At 61.2% G+C, this 19,690-nt stretch carries 16 protein-coding genes and 1 pseudogene; 9 read left to right on the top strand and 8 right to left on the bottom strand.

What is annotated here, in order from left to right; all coding sequences use genetic code 11:
• The first annotated feature begins 35 nt into the window (after positions 1-35).
• The 3 genes from AAEZ08_RS21865 to AAEZ08_RS21855 are packed head-to-tail and all read left to right on the top strand — an operon-like array spanning position 36 to position 2,665.
• The gene (locus tag AAEZ08_RS21865) at positions 36-1,091 is read left to right on the top strand and encodes a COX15/CtaA family protein (protein ID WP_500125121.1); all 1,056 of its coding nucleotides are present in this window, start codon (positions 36-38) and stop codon (positions 1,089-1,091) included.
• Between the two features lie 17 nt (positions 1,092-1,108).
• Positions 1,109-2,008 carry a heme o synthase gene (gene cyoE, locus AAEZ08_RS21860; protein WP_003284430.1) on the top strand — a complete coding sequence of 300 codons (900 nt, stop codon included), beginning with the start codon at positions 1,109-1,111 and terminating at the stop codon, positions 2,006-2,008.
• 21 nt (positions 2,009-2,029) lie between these two features.
• Positions 2,030-2,665: an SCO family protein gene (locus AAEZ08_RS21855; protein WP_500125120.1), complete on the top strand. Its 636-nt coding sequence runs from the start codon at positions 2,030-2,032 to the stop codon at positions 2,663-2,665.
• Positions 2,666-2,901: 236 nt separating this feature from the next.
• Here AAEZ08_RS21855 and AAEZ08_RS21850 read toward each other — a convergent pair whose 3' ends face one another.
• From AAEZ08_RS21850 to AAEZ08_RS21835, 4 genes are all read right to left on the bottom strand, one after another.
• Positions 2,902-4,083 (bottom strand): PepSY-associated TM helix domain-containing protein, encoded by a 1,182-nt coding sequence (locus AAEZ08_RS21850; RefSeq protein WP_003284427.1) that lies wholly within the window; start codon positions 4,081-4,083, stop codon positions 2,902-2,904.
• A 70-nt stretch (positions 4,084-4,153) separates the two neighbouring features.
• Positions 4,154-6,646, bottom strand: coding sequence for a TonB-dependent siderophore receptor (locus AAEZ08_RS21845; protein ID WP_500125119.1), 2,493 nt, complete (start codon positions 6,644-6,646; stop codon positions 4,154-4,156).
• Positions 6,647-6,745: 99 nt separating this feature from the next.
• A complete protein-coding gene (locus AAEZ08_RS21840; RefSeq protein ID WP_058065455.1) occupies positions 6,746-7,708 on the bottom strand; it encodes a FecR domain-containing protein in 963 nt (320 codons plus the stop codon).
• Positions 7,708-8,223 (bottom strand): sigma-70 family RNA polymerase sigma factor, encoded by a 516-nt coding sequence (locus AAEZ08_RS21835; RefSeq protein WP_500125118.1) that lies wholly within the window; start codon positions 8,221-8,223, stop codon positions 7,708-7,710. Before AAEZ08_RS21835 ends, AAEZ08_RS21840 begins: the two co-directional genes overlap by 1 nt.
• A gap of 153 nt (positions 8,224-8,376) precedes the next feature.
• On the opposite strand from AAEZ08_RS21835, the gene AAEZ08_RS21830 reads away from it, so the two are divergent.
• Positions 8,377-8,907, top strand: a complete 531-nt coding sequence (locus AAEZ08_RS21830; RefSeq protein ID WP_500125117.1) for a DUF3617 domain-containing protein — start codon at positions 8,377-8,379, stop codon at positions 8,905-8,907.
• Between the two features lie 56 nt (positions 8,908-8,963).
• On the opposite strand, the gene AAEZ08_RS21825 is transcribed toward AAEZ08_RS21830, so the two are convergent.
• Positions 8,964-9,326: a hypothetical protein gene (locus AAEZ08_RS21825; protein WP_003284421.1), complete on the bottom strand. Its 363-nt coding sequence runs from the start codon at positions 9,324-9,326 to the stop codon at positions 8,964-8,966.
• Between the two features lie 90 nt (positions 9,327-9,416).
• Between AAEZ08_RS21825 and AAEZ08_RS21820 the strand changes: the two genes are divergently transcribed.
• Positions 9,417-10,385, top strand: a complete 969-nt coding sequence (locus tag AAEZ08_RS21820; protein WP_473774424.1) for a CobW family GTP-binding protein — start codon at positions 9,417-9,419, stop codon at positions 10,383-10,385.
• Positions 10,386-10,388: 3 nt separating this feature from the next.
• On the opposite strand, the gene AAEZ08_RS21815 is transcribed toward AAEZ08_RS21820, so the two are convergent.
• Both AAEZ08_RS21815 and AAEZ08_RS21810 read right to left on the bottom strand, forming a co-directional pair.
• Positions 10,389-10,766 (bottom strand): DUF3301 domain-containing protein, encoded by a 378-nt coding sequence (locus AAEZ08_RS21815; protein WP_003284419.1) that lies wholly within the window; start codon positions 10,764-10,766, stop codon positions 10,389-10,391.
• A gap of 82 nt (positions 10,767-10,848) precedes the next feature.
• Entirely contained in the window at positions 10,849-11,256 is a 408-nt protein-coding gene (locus AAEZ08_RS21810) for an SMI1/KNR4 family protein (RefSeq protein WP_003284418.1), read from the bottom strand.
• A 225-nt stretch (positions 11,257-11,481) separates the two neighbouring features.
• Between AAEZ08_RS21810 and AAEZ08_RS21805 the strand changes: the two genes are divergently transcribed.
• The 4 genes and pseudogenes from AAEZ08_RS21805 to AAEZ08_RS21790 all read left to right on the top strand — a co-directional run bounded on the left by AAEZ08_RS21805 (position 11,482) and on the right by AAEZ08_RS21790 (position 17,496).
• Positions 11,482-13,752, top strand: a complete 2,271-nt coding sequence (locus AAEZ08_RS21805; protein ID WP_500125116.1) for an ATP-binding protein — start codon at positions 11,482-11,484, stop codon at positions 13,750-13,752.
• Positions 13,752-14,225, top strand: a complete 474-nt coding sequence (locus tag AAEZ08_RS21800; RefSeq protein ID WP_058065460.1) for a response regulator — start codon at positions 13,752-13,754, stop codon at positions 14,223-14,225. The genes AAEZ08_RS21805 and AAEZ08_RS21800 overlap by 1 nt, the downstream gene beginning before the upstream one ends.
• Before the next feature lie 66 nt (positions 14,226-14,291).
• Positions 14,292-16,325 (top strand): annotated as a pseudogene (locus AAEZ08_RS21795) (PAS domain-containing protein); the annotation flags it as partial.
• A gap of 367 nt (positions 16,326-16,692) precedes the next feature.
• Complete coding sequence (locus tag AAEZ08_RS21790) at positions 16,693-17,496, top strand: inositol monophosphatase family protein (protein WP_003118436.1); 804 nt, start codon at positions 16,693-16,695, stop codon at positions 17,494-17,496.
• Positions 17,497-17,670: 174 nt separating this feature from the next.
• Here AAEZ08_RS21790 and AAEZ08_RS21785 read toward each other — a convergent pair whose 3' ends face one another.
• Complete coding sequence (locus tag AAEZ08_RS21785; RefSeq protein ID WP_064481052.1) at positions 17,671-19,383, bottom strand: hypothetical protein; 1,713 nt, start codon at positions 19,381-19,383, stop codon at positions 17,671-17,673.
• Positions 19,384-19,690: the final 307 nt, after the last annotated feature.

The following is a 19,690-nucleotide window of genomic DNA, read 5'->3' as shown; positions in this document are numbered from 1 at the left end:
CTGAGGTCCCAACCTGGCCGCCCAAGGAGAACCCGATGGCCAAACCCGGATACCGCCTCGCCCTGATCGCCACGCTGCTCGCGGTGGTGGTCGTGCTGCTCGGTGCCTATACGCGGTTGACCCACGCGGGCCTCGGCTGCCCGGACTGGCCTGGCTGCTATGGCTTTCTCGCCGTGCCGATGAGCGAGCACAAGCAGCACCTTGCCGCGCTGCGTTTCCCCGAGGCACCGCTGGAAGTCGTCAAGGGCTGGAACGAGATGATCCATCGCTACTTTGCCGGCGCGCTGGGACTGGTGATTCTCGCCATGGCGGTGCACGCCGTCCGCCGCCGCGCCGAACCCGGCCAACCCGTGAAATTGCCGCTGCTGCTGCTCGCCGTGGTGATTGCCCAGGCCATATTCGGCATGTGGACGGTGACCCTGCAGCTCTGGCCGCAGGTGGTTACCGCCCACCTCCTCGGCGGCTTTACCACCCTCAGCCTGTTGTTCCTGATGTGCCTGAGGCTGTCTGGCGCTTTTGCTCCCCTGTCGGTTGTCGATGGCAGACTGCGTGCATTCGCCGGTTTCGCCATGTTGACGGTAATAGCCCAAATTGCCCTCGGCGGTTGGGTCAGCAGTAACTACGCGGCCGTTGCCTGCACGGATTTCCCCACCTGCCACGGCGAATGGTGGCCGCAGATGGACTTCGCCAACGCCTTCAACCTGACCCACCACGACATCGGCCCCAACTACCTGGGCGGCCTGCTATACGGCGAGGCGCGCACCGCGATTCACCTCACCCATCGGATCGGCGCAGTGTTCGTGACGTTGGTGCTGTTGTTGCTCGCCGCGATGCTTTGGCGACGCGGCCTTGGGCGGCTTGCTTGTCTTCTGCTCGCCGCGCTGGCGCTGCAGGTCGGCCTCGGCATCAGCAACGTACTGCTCAATCTGCCGCTAGCGGTCGCAGTGGCGCACAACGGCGGCGGCGCCGCATTGCTGCTGGTGCTGGTGCTGGTCAATTACCGGCTGCGCGTGCCCGCGCACGTCCACCGCCCTGCGCACTCCGCATCCATTTCGAACGAGACGGGCCGGCTCGACCTGCCCCGCGCATGACCATAAGGAGAACCTCCATGGCGACTCTACTCAGCGAACGCGGCGCCCAGGCTACCTGGCGCGACTACCTGGAGCTGACCAAGCCGAAGGTGGTGCTGCTGATGCTCATCACCTCGCTGGTGGGCATGTTCCTCGCCACCCGCGCCGGCGTGCCCTGGACGGTGCTGCTGTTCGGCAACCTGGGCATCGCCCTGTGTGCCGGTGGCGCGGCGGCGGTGAACCATGTGGTGGACCGGCAGATCGATTCGGTGATGGCCCGCACCCACAAGCGACCACTGGCCGAAGGCCGGGTCTCGCCAGCGGCCGCGCTGACCTTTGCCTTCATTCTCGGCGTCAGCGGGCTGGCCCTGCTGCTGACCTTCACCAATGCCCTCGCCGCCTGGCTGACGCTAGCCTCGCTGATCGGCTATGCGGTGATCTACACCGGCTTTCTCAAACGCGCCACGCCGCAGAACATCGTCATCGGCGGCCTGGCCGGCGCCGCACCGCCGCTGCTCGGCTGGGTCGCGGTAACCGGCCAGGTGACCGCAGAACCGCTGCTGCTGGTGCTCATCATCTTCGCCTGGACGCCGCCGCACTTCTGGGCGCTGGCCATCCATCGCAAGGACGAGTACGCCAAGGTCAACGTGCCGATGCTGCCGGTGACCCATGGCGTGCACTACACCAAGGTGCACATCCTGCTGTACACGGTAATGCTGCTGGCGGTCAGCTTCATGCCGTTCGCCATTCACATGAGCGGGCCGCTGTACCTCGCCGCCGCGGCGTTGCTGGGTGCGCGCTTCCTCTACTGGGCTATCGCGCTGTACCGCGACAGCCGGCCACATGCGGCAATCAAGACGTTCAAATTCAGCATCTGGTACCTGTTCGCGCTGTTCATCGCGCTGCTGGTTGATCATTATCTGCTGCTCGATTTCTAAGCAGCTGCACTAAGGACATCCATGACCCGCATCCAGAAAACCGTCTTCATCCTCGTTGCGCTGATCGCGCTGGTCGTCGGGCTGACGGTTTCAAAGGTGCTCAACAGCCAGCGTCAGCTCGACCCCACGCAGCTGCTGGATGCCGGCATCGTCCTGCTGCCGCAGAGCCGCACGGTACCGGCGCTGAGCCTGACGGATCAGGACGGCGAAGCGGTAAAACTGAACGAACTGGACGGGCAGTGGACGCTGCTGTTCTTCGGCTACACCTTCTGCCCGGACATCTGCCCCACCACCCTGGCCGAGCTGCGCCAGCTCAATGGCATGCTGCCGGACGCCGTGCGCGACCAGCTGCGCATCATCCTCGTCAGCGTCGACCCGGATCGCGACACACCGGCCCAGCTCAAGGAATACCTCGGCTATTTCAACGACGGCTTCCAGGGCCTGACCGGCCCGCTGGACGATATCCAGACCCTGGCCAACGGCGTCGGCATTCCATTCATTCCGGGGGATACCAGCAAGGAAAACTACACCGTCGACCACAGCGGCAACCTGGTCCTGATCGGCCCGGACGGCCGCCAGCGCGGCTTTATCCGCTCGCCGTTGCGGGTGCAGAAGCTGGCCGAACAGTTGCCAGAGGTGATCAATCGGGCACCCTAGGTGCCTTCAGCGGTACGGCTCTCCATCGACGCCGGATGCAGTTCCGCGGCAACCGATAGGCACCAGCAGCAACAGCTTCGCCCCGGGGGGCGGGCCTCCCACGAACAACGAATCGTGCACACTGAGCCGAGTGGAGACCCTCAGCATCGCAATCACCACACCCAGAGGGCCCGCACCTAACGAGTGGGAGGCGCGCCCTCGCGGCGAATGCAGGCCTGCTAGTACCACCGCAAACCTCAGCCCACTTCCGCCACCGCACCGCGCCTGGCAGCTGTCTGGCGCCGCGCCGACAGCTTGCGCCACCAGATCACTACGCCGGTCACCGACAGCACAGCAATCGCCACGCCCAGCACGGCGATCAGAATACGACCCGGCAAGCCGAGGATGCGGCCGCCATGGATCGCCGGTTGCAGCAGGTGGAACTGCTGTCCCAGCGTGCCCTGACCGGGAATCTCCTGCCCCAGCAGACGCCCATCAGTACCGTGAAAGAAGAGCCAGGCGTTGCCCTGGTTGCTGTCGTGCTCGCCGAAGCCGGCGCCGTAGAAGTTGTATTCGAAGCTGTAGTACAGCTCGGTGATCGCTTCGGTCAGGCCCAGATCGGCGGCGTGCTGCATGGCGTAGTCATAGGCCTGGTGGAAGTCATAGGCGGTGGTCCCCAGCTCCTCTGCCGGCATCCGCCCGCGGGCTTCATAGACGCTTGGCTCAACCGCTGAGAACAGTGAAACCACAGGCTTGAACACCTGCTCCGGCAGATTCATCGCCACGCTGCTGACCGCCACCGGCGTGAGCAGTAGCCACAGCCACAGGCCCCCGGCCCGATGCACATCGTGGTTCATTCGTTGGCGCTTGATCTTCCAGGCCGTCCACCACTTGGAAAAGAACGGCCGCCCGCGGGGGAAGGTCAGCACCAGCGAGACGAAGCAGTCGATCACCCAGGCAATCGCCACGATGCCCATCAGCCACAGGCCCCAGTTGCCTGGTAGCGAGAGGTTGTAGTGAAACTCGAGAATGAACGGCACGAAGTTCTTGCGCGAGAAGCAGCACTCGCCCCAGTAACGCGTGCCAACCGGCTCGGCGGTCACCGCATCGATGTACTGGACCACGGGCCGCTCGTCATAGGGTTTGCCGGTGGCCGGATCGTTGCGGGGCACCAGCGCCATCAGCGCGGCATGGCCCGGCTCGCTAGGGAACTCCATGTACCAGACCTGCATGCGCGGGTTGGCTTGTTCAAGACGATCGACCAACGTCCCAGGCGCCAGCACCGGGCCCTCGCTGGTGGTGTGGTAGAACTCTGGGTTGAGCCATTCGTCCAGCTCGTGGTGGAAGGCCAGGATGCTGCCGGTGATGCCGGCGAGGAACAGGAATACCGCGGTGGCCAGGCCGATATAGCGGTGCACAAGCACAAGAATGGAACGCATCGTCGGTCGTCCGTATTTCAGAAAGCACAAAGCCGCCGACCCTGTGGGGCCGGCGGCAGCTCAGCAACGATCAGAAGTCGTAGGTCACGGTAGCCATGACATTGCGCGCTTCACCGTAATAGCACTGGCTCAGACTGTTGCACGCCGCAACGTACTTCTCGTCCGTAAGGTTGTTGAGGTTCAAGCGCACCCCAACCCCTTGCAGGCCTACGCGCGACAGGTCGTAACCGAGCATGGCGTCGTACAGTGTGTAGGACGGGATGCGCAGGGTGTTCTCCGCGTCAGCCCAGCTTTTGCCGAAGTAACGCGCACCGCCGCCAACCTGCAGCCCAGCCAACAACCCTTGGTCGAAGGTGTAGTCAGTCCACAGCGAAGCCATGTTGCGCGCCACCGCATTGGGTGTATTGCCGCGGTTGTTTACGCCAGCGGCGCCGGTGAAATCCTTGGAGTATTCGACGTCCATGTAGGTGTAGCTGGCGATGACGTTGACCTGCTCCAACGGCCGCAGGCGTGCTTCGACTTCCACGCCCTTGGAGGTGAGCTCGCCAACCGCGCGGTAGAAGTTCTCGTTGGAATCCTTGTTTGCCAGGTTGGATTGCTTCAAGTCGAAGTAGGAGATGGTGTAGAGATCGTCGGTACCCAGCGGCTGATACTTAAGGCCCACTTCGTACTGCTCGCCTTCAGTGGCATCCAACAGCGCAATGTCGTAGACCCCTGGGGATACTTCGTTGTAGGCCGCGGTAGCGTTGGGGTTGAACGACTCGGAATAACTGGCGTAGGGCGACAGTCCGTTATCAAAGGCATAGAGCACACCAACGCGACCAGTGAATTGCTCGAGCTTGGCGCTATCGGATTGATCGCCGTAGCTCGCATCGTTGGTATGGTCGAACGAGACGTCCACCCAATCCTGGCGAACACCCAACGAGAAGCGCCAGTTGCCGAGGCTGATCAGGTCTTGCACATAGAGGCCTGTCTGCTCCAGCTCACGGGTTTCGTCGTACTGGTAATAGAACACCGGATTCCCAGCGCTAACGGCACCGGTGTAGGGATTGATCGACGGCAGACCAGCGCCCGCGTCGTAATTGACCCTCGCCTTACGCCGTTGGTAATCGAGCCCGGTCACCAGCGTATGGCTGAGCGCACCGGTATCGAAAAGAAACTGCAGCTGGTTGTCGATGGTCCAGGCGTGCAGTGCCTCGTCCGCGCCGGTGTAATAGCGCACCAGTTCATCGGAGCCCGGCGCCACATAGCCGTACTGGTAAACCTGTCCCGACTCCACGGTGGAGTCGAGGTACTGGAAGTTCTGCCGAGCAGAAACGACATCGTTGAAGCGGTGCTCCAGCTGATAGCCGACCATCTGCTGGTCACGCTCGAATTTCTCGTAGTCCTCGTCACCCTCGAAGAAGCTGCGCGATATGCGCTGGCCATTACGTGAGGTCACCGTGCCGTCTGCTGGCAAGCCGCCGTGGTATCCGCTTTCCGGGTCACGCTGCAGCATCGCCAGCAGTGTCAACCGAGTGTCCTCGGTGAAGTCGATGCTTACCGAAGGCATCACTGCATAGCGCTGCTCCTCGATACCATCGACTTGGGTATCGGCATCCTTGGCCACACCGACCAACCGATAACTTATGCGCTCGTCATCCAGAGGCCCGGTGAAGTCGAACGCTGCCTGCTTGTAATCATTGCTGCCGTAGGAGAACTGCAGCTGGCGGCTGGCTTGCTTTTGCGGTTTTTTGCTGGTCATCGCAACCAGCCCGCCAGGCAGGCTACGACCGTAGAGCACGGAGGACGGGCCTTTGAGAATATCGATACGCTCGATGAAATACGGATCAACTTGCAGACTGCTGTAAGTGCCGCTGTCGCCCAGCAGCTTCTGACCATCGAGATATAGATTATCCACCGACCCGTCTGTGATGCCGCGCATGGCGACATAGTCGTAGCGCGTCGTCGCACCGTACGGCGTGCTCATCAGTCCCGGCGTGTAGCGCACCGCCTGGGCGATCGAGCGCGAACCCTGATCCTCGATCTGCTGGCGAGTCACCACCGAGACGGTCTGCGAGGTCTCCACCAACGGCATACTGGTCTTGGTAGCCACACTGCTGTGGGTCGCGTTGTAGCCTTCCATCGAACCCAGTGCGTTGCCCAGGGCAAAGCCTTCCACGGTCATCGGCTGCAGCTCGACGGCATCGTTCTGGGCGGTGGGACGCGCCAGCGAGTAGTTGCCCTGGCTGTCACGCACGGCCTGCAGACCACTACCCTGCAGCAAGGTCGAGAAGCCTTCGTCGACGCCATACTGCCCCTGCAACCCGTTCGATTGCAGGCCCTGCAGCAGGCTGCCATCCACCGACAGCAGCACGCCTGCCTCACCGGCAAAGCGGCTCAATGCACTCGATAACGAGCCGGCGGGAATGTCGTAGCTGCGCACTGCCTGCTGGGTCGCAGATTGGGCCAAGGCAACGCCGGGCACGACGCTGGCCAGCGGCAGGCACAGCAAGGCGGCACGAATGCCGAGCGCCAGGGCACGAGAGCGGTTGGGAATGAACGGCAAGGCGGTCGAGCGCATGGGTGTTCCTGTTCGAGTGACGGATTTAGCCCTATGCCCAACCAGATCAAGAAAAGGGAACTGCGGATGCGAATATTTTTTATTCGCGTCCGCATTTAGTCATGTATCTACGCGCTCTGTTGCGGGCTCAAGACTGACCCACCAGGCCATGCGGCGCTCGATGCGCACCGGCAACGTGGCGGCCAATGCGTCGAGTACGCGCTCGGTATCCGCAAGGGGAAAAGCGCCTACGACGCGCAGATCGGCGATACGCGGATCGCAGCCGAGGTAGCCGTGCCGATAGCGCGACAGCTCGGTAAGGAAGTCTTCCAGGCGCTGGTTGTCAGCCAGCAACACGCCTGTCGCCCAGGCCTGATGCTCAGTGCGTGCAGCCGACAGTGGTGCGACATGGCGACGGCCAAATTCGGTCTGCTGCCCTGCGCTCACACTGGTGGTGGCAAAGCCGTCGAGCTGGATATCCACCACACCCGTGAATACGCTCAGACGCGTCCTGCCATCTTCCTGGCGCAGTGAGAATCGCGCTGCCTGTTCGCTGCGAACGCGCCCTTCGCGACTGGTCAGCAGCAGCGGTCGCGCACGTCGGCTGGCCGGGGCATCGATCAGTAGCTCACCGCGGTAGAGCGCCAGCGATCGCGCGCTCGCATCGAAGGCGATATCAACTGCTGTATCCGTGTTGAGCCACAGCTGTGAGCCATCGGCCAAACGCAGATCGCGAACCTCACCAACGGCCGTCCGCTCATCAGCTGCCCACTGCCGCCACGGCAACGAGCCGCCCGCCAGACTAAGCACAGCGCCACCACAGAGCACGGACAGCACCTTTAGCGCCTGGCGTCGATTCGGCTGACGGCTGTGCAGCATTGCTCCGGCGGTACGCCCTGCCGCGTCGGTCACCAGCGGCTGGAACTGGCCACTGATGCGCTCGACCTTGGCCCACGCCTGGGCATGTTCCGGCTGTTCCAGCCATGCGTTCCAGGCCTGACGCTCGCCGGGGCTGGCCGAGCCGGACTGCAAAACGGCAAACCATTTCGCCGCTTCCTGCAGCACGCGGTAATCGATGCCCATCAGTCCTCCGCCACCAGCAACAGGCAATGCAACATCGCCTGGGCCATGTACTTCTTCACCATCCGCTCGGACACCCCGAGTTCGACGGCGATGGCCGAATAGGTCATGCCCTGCAACTGCGACATGAGAAAAGCGCTGCGCGCCTTCGCCGGCAGCTGCGCCAGCATCGCATCGACCTGCAACAAGGTTTCGACGATCAACGCCTGCGATTCCGGAGACGGCGCAACGGGTTCGGGTTGCAGGGCGAGTGCGTCGAGATAGGCCTGCTCGATCTGTCGGCGGCGCCAGTGGTTGATCAACAGGCCCTTGGCGATGGTGTGCAAATACGCTCTGGGCTCGCGGATCGCACCCATGTCCGCATCCTTGGTCATCACCCGCACAAAAGTATCCTGCGCGAGGTCGGCAGCCCGCTGATTGCAACCCAGCTGGCACCGCAGCCAACCGTTTAGCCAGCCGTGGTGGTCGGCATAGAGCCGATGCAGCATCTGCTGTCGAACCAAACCTTCAGTTGCCATGCGGACTCCCATGAGCGCTGCCGGCGTTAATGCTAACGCTTCTCAACAACATAAATCCATGGGCAATCGTTGTGCTCAGTGAAACAGCGCGGCGATTCGCATCCCGTTGTTCTCAGCTAGGCTAAAGGAACACTCGATCCAGGAGCCCCGACCATGACTAACCTGCTGCCGCCGCTGGCCGTTTTCGCCTTCCTTTCGTTGTCGCTTTTGCCGGCCCATGCGCAACAGATCCTGCCCGGCCTTTGGGAGTTCAGTAGCGGCGATATCCAGGTCGATGGGCAGAAGATGCCGGGCATGGACGAGATGCTGGCGCAGATGCAGAACCTGCCGACTGAACAACGGCGGATGATGGAGGAAATGTTGGCTGCCCAGGGCGTAAAGCTTGGTGGCAGAGGCGTGCAGATTTGCTTGAGCAAAGCCCAGGTCGAAGCAGGCGAGCTACCGTTTCAGGACGATCCGACCTGCACCCAGGAAATTACTGAGCGCAACGACAAGCTGTGGAAATTTCGCTTCGAATGCCCCGATGCCAAAGGCCAGGGCGAAACGCGCTTTCTCAGCGAGAAGGAATTTATCAGCACCGTCGAGAGCGAATACCGCCAGGGGGCCGAGACCGGGACGTCGCGGATCGAGTCGCATGCAAAATGGGTTGGCGAGGACTGCGGGACACTAAAGCCAGCGGGCTAAAGGCAGGTCGGCGAATTCGAAGTTCCACGTGAAACCACTATGCCTGCTGGGCTGCGCTACTCCCCCTCCCAGACGCCTTGGCTGTTTTGCTCGCAGGCGGGCTGGAGAAAGCGCGCGTCGCTGGCGATGCCGTAGTAGTGAATGTCTTGGCGGTAAGGCATGTTGGATACGTGAGCATTACGGCAAATACCGAAAGCGCCGTCCGGACATTGCTCGACGAACTTTACTTCGACCTCATGATCCTTCAGCTGTGGCTTACAGAAGCCACTGCGAAACAGCTCAGCCGGGATGTTGATATTCGCCTGGCAGAGCGTGACCTCCACTCGATCATCATGACTGTGAATGACACACGCCTCGGCCAGGGCGTCGTTGGCAACAGACGCGCCCCACAGAACAGACAGCAAGAACGGTAACCGCACGATTTCACCCCTCTTCGAATCGCGGCGACTTTAGCACGGGGTAGGGTTCGCCCCTTCCAGCCGCATCGCAAAATGCGCACCATAGCCGCCATGCTCGAACATATCCCAACCCATGTCATCGGCGGCCCGCTCGGCGCCGGCAAAACCAGCCTGATTCGCCATCTGCTCGATCAGAAGCCCGCCAGTGAGCGCTGGGCCGTGCTGATCAACGAGTTCGGCCAGATCGGCCTGGACGCCGCGCTGCTGACGACCGAAGCAGACGGTATCAGCCTGGCGGAGATTCCAGGCGGCTGCCTGTGCTGCGTCAACGGGGTGCCATTTCAGATTGGCCTGGCGCGACTGCTGCGGCAGGCAAAGCCGGATCGGTTGCTGATCGAGCCGTCCGGCCTAGGCCACCCAGCCGAATTGCTGCGCCAGCTCCGCCAACCGCCGTGGCAGACGGTGCTGGCTGTCCAGCCTATCGTGCTGGTGCTGGATGCCGAAGCGCTGAGCCGCAGCCAGCCACTACCCGATAGCCAGCGACAGGCGCTGGCAGCGGCCGGACTATTGCTGATGAACAAGAGCGAAACACTCGATGATTGCGCCCGAGCTGATGTTGCCACGCAGCTACCGCGCCAGCCGCTGTTTTGGACAACCCAAGGGCAGTTGCCCCTCGACCGCCTGCCCGGCGTCGACTCACGGGCCAGCGAGCAACCGCGTGCGACCGCCCTGCCCTCGGGGCCGGCCAGCCTGCCGCAGGTATGGCTCGACCCGCGCAAGCCAATCTGCCAGGTGCAGGCGACATCGGAGAACTGGAGCATCGGCTGGCGCTGGCACCCGAGCCAGCGCTTCGATCTCGAAAAACTAGAGCAACGCTTGGCTCAATGGCCGTGGCGCCGCGCCAAACTGGTCGTCAATGGCGGTGCGGGCTGGCAGTCGGCCAATGCGCTGGATGGTGAGCCGATCGCCTTCAAGCCCAGCGAGTGGCGACGCGATTCACGGCTGGAGCTGATCTTCAGCACCGCTCAGCCGCAGACCGAGCTGGATCAGGACATGCAGGGCTGTCTTATCGAAGATTGACCCTCAGTCGCGCGGCCGACGCCAGTCGTCCAGCTGGATCACCTGGCCCCCCGGCTCGTCGGCAGGCTCGAAGGGATGCGCCGCGAGCTCGATACGGCCGACCTGAGCGCCGTACATGACGATGGTGCCGGGGTGACGCTGCTCACCGGTAACGGTGAATTCGAAGCCATACAGGCGCGCCAGTCTGCGGCGGCCACGGGCGTCGGGTTGCAGCGTCAATTTTCGAAAGGCGACGTTGCCATCGAGGAGTTCGACATCCAGCTTCTTGCAGTGTCGCCGCACCGCCAACAAGGCGCGCTCGCGAATGCCATGGGAATGCCAGAGCCAAGCGCCCGCGGCAGCCAGCAGCATGAACAGGAAGAGATTGCCCAGAGTCAGCATGGAATAACGGAGCGTCGCGCGCGGGCGCACAGCGTAGAAGGCCGTCGCGGCGCGGCCATTTCAATACCGTCGTACATCCGCTTCAGCTCTCCAGCCAGACGTCGCGGGCCCAGTGCCAGACCGACTCCCAGGTCTCCTCAGTCAGTTCGCACTCGTCGCCGTCCCACAGCGTGACCTCCCCGTCCAGATCGACGACGTAGTAATTGCGGCCGTCCTGGCAGATCGGGATCAGATCGCGCGGCACGCCGGCATCCCAGGCATTGGCGGCAACTTCCGGCAGGTAGGTGTGCGACTGCGGATCGGTGGCGGTGACAGGCTCCAGACGCCCATAAACCACGTCGCTGACCTCAAGCAAGAACTCACGCAAGCCGAACGGCAGATTGATCAACAGCTGCTCTTCGATCTCCACCAGCAGATCGTCGCCCGGCAGCTCCAGCGGCACCGGCACCGGCTCGTTGAGTTCACGCAGCTGTTCAATGACTTCTTCCACACTCACCTCCTGTCGTATGCCCCCAGGCAAGGCCCCGTTTATACAGCCCGCTGGATTGGCGAGCCAGTTCTGTCGCGTTAAAGTGCATGGCCAAGCGAAACAGTCGGTTAAGACATCCACGGCGCACGCCCGACAAAACCTGCGCAATCGCAGACATTTGGTAGCAACCCGCATTGGTGCCTGCCAGTCACCTCCGGTCCGCTCGGACCTGAACAAGGACACACAATGACCACTACCGAAGCCCAGGAATTGCTCCAGGCCATCGACCGATGCGCCGACGAGCCAATCCATATCCCCGGTAGCATCCAGCCCCACGGTTTCCTGCTGGTGGTCAGCGAGCCGGAGCTGCGCGTGCAGCAGGCCAGCGAAAATGTCCGGCACTGGCTCGGAATCGAAGCACAGTCGCTGCTCGATCGCCCCCTGTCTACCCTGCTGCCCACAACGCGTATCGAAGCAGGCCTGGCGTCCCTGACTGAAGGTGACCAGAACCCCTTTCACTTGAGCGATGTGAGCATTCAACTGCAGGGCGCACCTGAGCACACCTTCGCATTGCTGGGGCATCGCCATCGCGGTCAGCTGATCCTCGAATTCGAGCGCGCAGCGAACTCGGGGCAGGCCTACGACACGTTGTACCCACTGATGCGTACCTTCGTCGCACAGCTTCAGGAAACCCGCGAGCTCGAGGCGCTCTGTCAGCTGGCAGTTCGGGAAGTCAAACGCATCACCGGGTTTGGCCGGGTCAAAGCCTACCGCTTCGATACTGAAGATAACGGCGTGGTATTGGCCGAAGTGGCGGACCCCGGCTATCCGAGCTATCTGGGTCTGTGCTTTCCGGCAGCCGACATCCCGCAACAGGCACGGCGTCTGTACCGCGAGAATCTGATCCGGGTGATCCAGGACGCCAACTACCAGCCGTCCCCATTGCTGCCGGTGCTCAATCCGAGTTCCGGTGCACCCCTGGATCTGAGCTTCGCCGCGTTGCGCAGCGTGTCTCCAGTGCACCTGCAGTACATGCGCAACATGGGCACGCTGGCGTCGATGTCGATTTCCATCGTCATACGTGACCGGCTCTGGGGGCTGATCTCCTGTCATAACGCCGAACCGCATCCGGTCAGCTACCAGACCCGGACCGCCTGCGAGCTGCTCGGCCGCATCCTCTCGCTGCAGATCGAGGCACGGGAAAGCGAGACCCTCGCGCAGCGAAAGCTAGAGCTGCGCCATCAGATCGTGCATCTGCTTTCGGCCATGGCCGATCGCGACAGCGTGGTCGAGGGCTTTCGCCACCTTCCCGAAGTCGTCCTCGGCTTCGCCGGTGCCGATGGCGCGGCGATCATTTCTGCGGACAAGTGCGAGACCGTCGGAGATACCCCCGACCATGAACAGATCCTGCAGCTGGCTCAGTGGCTGGGCGAGCGGCGCGACGAGCTGGTGTTCCATAGCGACTGCATCAGCCGAGATATCCCGGACATGCCGGAGCTTGCCGAGCACTGCGCCGGGGTCATGGCCATCTCCATATCTCGCCTGCATGCGCACTACCTGATCTGGTTCCGCCACGAGCAGATCAAGACCGTCAACTGGGCCGGCCAGCCGGAAAAGCGCATAGACAGTGAAAGTGGTGCGCTCAGCCCGCGCCACAGCTTTGAACAATGGCAGGAAACTCTGCGCGGCTTCGCCCAGCCCTGGGACACCGTGGTGATCGAAGGCGCGCTGGAACTGCGCAACGCGGTGCTTGGCATCGTCCTGCGCAAAGCTGAAGAAATGGCCCAGCTGGCAGGCGAGCTGCGCGCCAGCAACAAAGAGCTGGAGGCCTTCTCCTATAGCGTGTCCCACGACCTGCGTGCACCGTTGCGACATATCGCCGGATACACCGAACTGCTCAGCGAGATGGAAAGCAGCCAGCTGAGCGAACGCGGAATGCGCTTTCTCGACAACATCGCCGACGCCGCACGCTTCGCCGGCACCCTCGTGGATAACCTGCTGAGCTTCTCGCAGATGGGCCGCTCGGCATTGCGCCTGTCGGATGTCGACCTCGGTGCGCTGGTTGCCTCGATCCGCGAGGAGCTGGCACCTGACTGCCAAGGCCGGCAGATCGAATGGCACTTGCTGCCGATGCCGATCGTCGTCGCCGATGCCGCCTTCATTCACATGGTGCTGCGCAACCTGATCGACAACGCGGTCAAGTACAGCCGCACCCGCGAGGTGGCCGTTATCGAAGTGGGCGCCGAGCAGCGCGCCGGCGAGGTGGTGGTCTACGTGCGTGACAATGGCGTCGGCTTCGACATGCGGTACTCGAACAAGCTGTTCGGCGTGTTCCAGCGTTTGCATCGCATGGAGGAATTCGAAGGCACCGGGATCGGCCTGGCGAGCGTGCGGCGCATCATCGAGCGCCACGATGGTCAGGTCTGGGCCGAAGGCCAGCTGGACAAGGGCGCCACATTCTACTTTTCACTCCCAAAATTGACCTATACATCGTCCCTCCTGGACCGAGACAACTGATGCTGAAACCGATACTGCTGGTCGAAGACAATCCCCACGACCTGGAACTCACGCTGATCGCGCTGGAACGCAGCCAGCTGGCCAATGAAGTGGTGATCATGCGTGACGGCGCCGAGGCGTTGAACTATCTGCTGCGTACGGGCGCCTATGCCGAGCGCGCCGATGGCAACCCGGCGGTGCTGTTGCTGGACCTCAAACTGCCCAAAGTCGACGGCCTGGAAGTGCTCAAGACGGTGCGCGAGACCGCCGAGCTGCGCAGCATCCCGGTGGTCATGCTGACCTCCTCGCGGGAGGAACCCGACCTGATGAAAGCCTACGAGCTCGGGGTGAACGCTTACGTCGTAAAACCGGTCGAATTCAAAGATTTTGTCGCCGCAATCTCCGACCTCGGCATCTTCTGGGCCGTGCTCAATGAGCCGCCACCCGGTTCGCTGCGACTCAAGCGCGCGCGCAACAAAGACGAAAAGAACTGAACGAGCACTGCCGGCCCGCGCCTGGCGGGCCGTTTCGATGATTCCTGCTTCCTCGACAGGATTGATATGCCAGCGTCAAAGAACATCAGCGTCCTGTTCATCGAGGACAGCCCGCACGACGCCGAACTTGCCCAGTTGGCGCTGGAACGCAGTGGCTACACCCTGAACACCGAACTGGTCTACAGCCATGCCGGCGTCGTGGAAGCGTTGCAGCGACGCGCCTTCGACCTGATTCTGGCGGATTTCATCCTGCCTGGCTTCTCCGGTAGCCAGGCGTTGCAGGAAGCGTTGCGACTGGCGCCACAGACCCCCTTTATCTTCCTTTCCGGTGTATTCGGCGAGGAGCACGCGGTCAACATGATGCGCTCCGGCGCCGTCGACTACGTGCTCAAACAGAACCTCGGTTTTCTACCCAAGGCGGTGGAACGGGCACTGGCCGAAGTCAACGAACGGCGGCGCCGCCTGCAGGCCGAGCAGGCTTTGCGCGAAGTCGAAGTGCGCGCACGCCTGGCTATCGACGCGGCGCGACTGGGTATGTGGGATTACGAGCCGCAGAACGGCACGCTGATCTGGGACCAGCGCTGCCGCGCCATGCTCGGCGTCGGGGAACAGGACCCGGTGGACATGCCGCTGTTCGAACGGCTCTGCCACCCGGAAGACAGCGAGCGGATACGCGAGGAAATCGCCCGAGCCATCGGCGGCGAAGACGGCGGCGAGTTCTGCACAACCTATCGCGTGCTTTTCGATGACGGCAGCCTGCGCTGGATGGAAACCCGCGGCCAGGCGTTCTTCGAAGGCGACCAGTGCCTGCGCTTCGTTGGCGTGGTGATGGACATCACCGAGCAGCAGCTGGCGACCCAGACCCTCAAGCAGATGAACGAAACCCTGGGCGAGCGGGTACAGGAGCGCACCCGCGAACGTGACCGCACCTGGGAGTTGTCCCGCGACCTGCTCGCGGTCACTCATCTGGACATGATGCCGGTCGCGCTCAACCCGATCTGGGAGCATGCTTTCGACTGGCCGCTGGAACAGCTCATGCAGCACCCGCTTACCTGGTTGGTGCATCCCGACGATTTGCAGGCGACGCTTGAAGAAAATGCCCGCGTCGGCCAAGGCAAGGTCACCAACCGCTTCGTCAATCGCATGCGTCATCGCGACGGCAGTTACCGCTGGCTATCCTGGTCGGTGGTCGCCGATGACGGACGTATCTACTCCGCGGCGCGGGACATCACCAGCGAGATCGCCGCCGTCGACAAACTGGCCGAAGCCAACCGCGAGCTGCGCGCGCAGATCCAGGAACGCGAACGTGTCGAGGCTACGCTGCAGCAGATGCAGCGCCTCGAAGCCGTTGGCCAACTGACCGCTGGCGTCGCCCATGACTTCAACAACCTGCTGACGGTCATTCTGACCAGTGCCAGCTTTCTACAGAGCGACCTTGAGCAGGGCGCCCCAGCAGAGCGCAGCTTGCGGCGCTTGCAGTACATCCGCGAATCCGGCGAGCGCGGCGCGACGCTGACCAGCCAGTTGCTCGCCTTCGCCCGTCGCCAGCAGCTGACGCCAGCAGCGATCGACCTCAACGACACCCTGGTCAGCCTGCTCAGCCTGCTGAAAAGCACCCTAGGCGGTAGCGTCAGCATCGAGACCGATACCCAGGCCAATATCTGGCACGCGCTGGTGGACCCAACCCAGATCGAGATGATCATTCTCAACCTGGCAATCAATGCCCGTGACGCCATGGGTGACAGCGGACGCCTGACGCTGGGCACGCGCAACGTGGTGATCAGCGAACCGGCACTGCGCGCCGAAGATCCCAGCCCAGGCGAGTACGTGGTGCTTTCGGTAACCGATACCGGAACCGGCATGAGCGAGGAAGTGCTGAGCAAGGCATTCGAACCCTTCTTCACCACCAAGGAAGTCGGCAAGGGCTCGGGATTGGGCCTGGCGCAGGTCTTTGGCTTCGCCAAACAATCCGGTGGCGGTGCATGTATCGAAAGCCGCGAGGGCATCGGTACGACGGTCAAGGTGTTCCTGCCGCGCACCGCTGCACCACAGCAGGTGGAGCCGGCCCTGGCATTGAGCTCCGGTACGCGCGAAGACAACTGGTTGGCAACAACATAGATTGACACAAGCACCCTTGAAAACACTGAGGAAAACCGAGGCCTTAGGTGCCAGCCTCGACAACATAGTCTGACACAAGGCCACTGCCACATCGAACGAAGCCCCAATCCTGGAACAACATAGATTGACAAAAATATTTGACCATCCGTAGTTGAGCCCCTGGCTACCCAAGAATCTGTGCCTAGGCCGGTCTCTGTGCTGGCTGAGCTTTCGCGCTAGAAGCCTCATCTCATCCTCCCAGGCTCCATCCGCCACAGTCGCCGCTCTCGATCTACCCCTTCTGCCAAGAAGCATTTCGGGCAGAAGCGATTAATCTTTAAGGGCTAACCGATTAATGCAGGAGGTCCATATGAACGTCGTGGACTTGCTCGGCCCTGTCGTTGAGAGGGTTCTTTCCGCCGGAAAACTGCTGTCTTCAGAGTGGCACCGTATCGGCGGCCCCCGAGGCCACGGGGACAAAGCAGCTATCGACTCCGAGATTGAGGCTCAGCTACGTCTAGATCTGCTCGAGCTCCTGCATTGTGATTTCTGGGGTGAGGAAACTGGGACGCACATGACAGGTCACGAGTACTGTTGGGTAGTCGATCCGAACGATGGAACAGCGGACTTCCTACAACACCGTGCAGGGTCAGCCATCTCTGTCGGCCTACTTCACAATGCAATCCCTGTTCTAGGGGTGGTCTACGCCCCCATCGCACCGGATGGTGGTGAGGATTGCATCTCCTGGGCAGAAGGACTGCCAGCAATCATTCGCAATAGGCAAACAGTACATGCTCTGCTTGATCAACTGAGGTTGACGTCCAACAGCGTGGTACTGGTAAGCACTGCCGCAACAAGCAAACCTGAGCTCAACGCAGAGCTTTGTGCCCCGGCAGAGTTCATTTCAATGCCCAGCATCGCCTATCGCCTCGCTCGTGCCGCAGCTGGTGATGCTGTCGTGGGTACGTCTCTTGTACCTGTGTCAGCTCATGATGTGGTAGGAGGTCACGCACTACTGATCGGCGCAGGCGGCGTGCTCATTGATCAAGATGGCGGGCCGATCACCTATGAATCTGAAGAGCGAATGAAGGAGGTTTCCTTGCGCTGCTTCGGCGGAGCACCTCAAGCATGTCAAGAGCTTGTCACTAGGGACTGGAAGCGCCTGTTTCGCTAATAATGAGCTGAAAACTCGCACTCAACCGGTGTTGAAAGCAGGAAATCGTTTGCCAAGCGCGACTATATTCGAGAAGGCGCCCCTTGCGAGCGCCGTCATGCGAAGAGCCGGGAACCAACAGCTCTTAGCGCCCTACGCGCCGAGAGGAGCGTACAGACCAATCAGCCGAGTTTTCTAATCTTCCGTTTCGAACTCGAGTGCTTTTAGCACGCCAATGAGAGCCTGGTCGCAGCCTTCTGCAATATGGAAAAAATGAGCTCGAAAATTACCGTGGGTAGCACGGGCCTCGCGAATTGCGACCTCTTTTTTCTCATGGGTCGCGTGCCCGCGGATCTCATTGCGAAGCTCATGGAGCTTTTTCATAGGAGCCAGAAGTTGTTTGGCAGCCTCCTCACTCAGAGTGCTTCCAAGCAGAATTTCATGAAGAAGCTTCAGCGAGCGCCACACAGACTCTACTTCTCGCCCTTTTTCTTGGGCGATCTTTCGCAGAGGTTTATCTAGAAAGCCCTCCACCAGCAATTGGTCGAGCGCCAAGATTTCATCTCCCCATTCTTTCGGGGAGTCGGTAGCCGGGGCCAGTACGCTATCCATCAGTGCATCGCCTCTCCGGTTCCACCATTCCGGGCTAGCCTTATCCAGCGCTCTCACCTTATTTCTTAAAGAAGTTAAGGGGTCGTAGGTCGTGCACCACTGCCCCTCTATATCCGTCCGATGGGCTCGTGCCGAGATGGATGACTTCGGCCATTCGTTGAATGCCTTCCAGTAGTTTTGCTCTGCAATAGGAAGCTTGGCGAGGTCGCCGATGTAAACGTGGACTTGACCTGCCTCATTTATGTCGTACGACTTGATGTGCCAAGCTCCGCGGCAGGAGATGCTTCGGTCTTCGAGCGTGTATTTTTCTGGGTCCGCCTTGAAGCGCTGGAGAACCTCGGGCCTAAAGAATGCGGGAGATATCTGCCACGGCAGGTCGCTTTGCTCGAAGTAGCTGACGATATGAAGCGGGCTAGCGGACGTCTCGACATTGCGATCATTTTTGCGGTCGTAAATTTTGAAAACTGCATATTCCCGGTCAGGGTCACCTTCAAAATCCCTGCACCACGCCTCTTCCTGTTCAGCCAGGGTTGTTTGTGAGCGCACAACCATAGCGCCGTGCATAAAGCTGGCACGAGCGGCTGAACCGCCATGGTAAAAAAGATCCTCCCCATCGCGATGGTAGCGGCTTAGGTCATTCCAGCCGCTGAAGCTACCGCGAACGGTCCGCGTGAAGTCAAACTTGATAACCAGCGCTAGATCCGCGACTGCCATGTAGATGTCCAGATCTTTGCGAAGAATCGTTACGACTTCTCTACCTTCCAACTGCTCATCAATTGGAAGCGTCATAATCCGTATCACATCCTCGATATCCCCATTGCCGTCTAGGCGACAGTAGGCATTCCGCTCGGGGATATAGTGAATGTCTAGGCAGTGGACGAGTTTCTGGCTGACTTCAATTGGAGCCGGGCCTTTGTGCACTCCCGAAAAATATCGCCTTGTGACGAGCGTCTCGCCGCCAGAGAGGGCTGATACCCGGTCATTCGGAAATGGTGGCTCTAGGTATACGCGGTAACCTTCAGCTGCGCTCCAAGACTTTTGAATCTTCCAAGCTGCATCAGTGCAAAGCGACGTATTCTGAAGCGCGTCTCCGTCAACCGGTGTGACGTTAACGGTTGGTACTAGAGCTCCGACGATCAGTACCGCGGGAGCGGATGCATAGATGACGGTCTCATCAGCATGCGCATTCGTGACCAGGTACTGCGAGGCTTGTTCAGCATCCACGTACCAATGATCATCTGGATTCATTGGCGCGGTCGCGAGCGCTATTAGATCCTTGGCTTCAAATCGGCGCATCTTCCCTCTCGCACTACCATTGGTTCGGTAGAGCCTAATCTCCGCTCCGGCGCTGTACAGGTCAATCCCATAAAGGTTCGCAAGGTACCTTGGCTAACCACGGCAACGCTCTACTCTCTGAAGCCAATAGGCCCATGCACAGTCGACAGGCCTTGTCACATGCTGCTGTGTGAGGGTGACATGAGCGACCGCTAGTACCCGTTTTCTGCGCTTCACGACCGGCTGCAATCGGCCGATTCTGTTGAAAAAGTAGGTTTAGCGGCGGCCTGCCGATCAGGTGTGCCTGCTGTCGAAGTGGCTGCAAGCC

Source organism: Pseudomonas sp. E45-MNA-CIBAN-0222 (genome assembly GCF_040310405.1).
Classification (GTDB): domain Bacteria; phylum Pseudomonadota; class Gammaproteobacteria; order Pseudomonadales; family Pseudomonadaceae; genus Stutzerimonas; species Stutzerimonas stutzeri_AC.
This window is presented reverse-complemented; position numbering and strand designations above follow the sequence as displayed.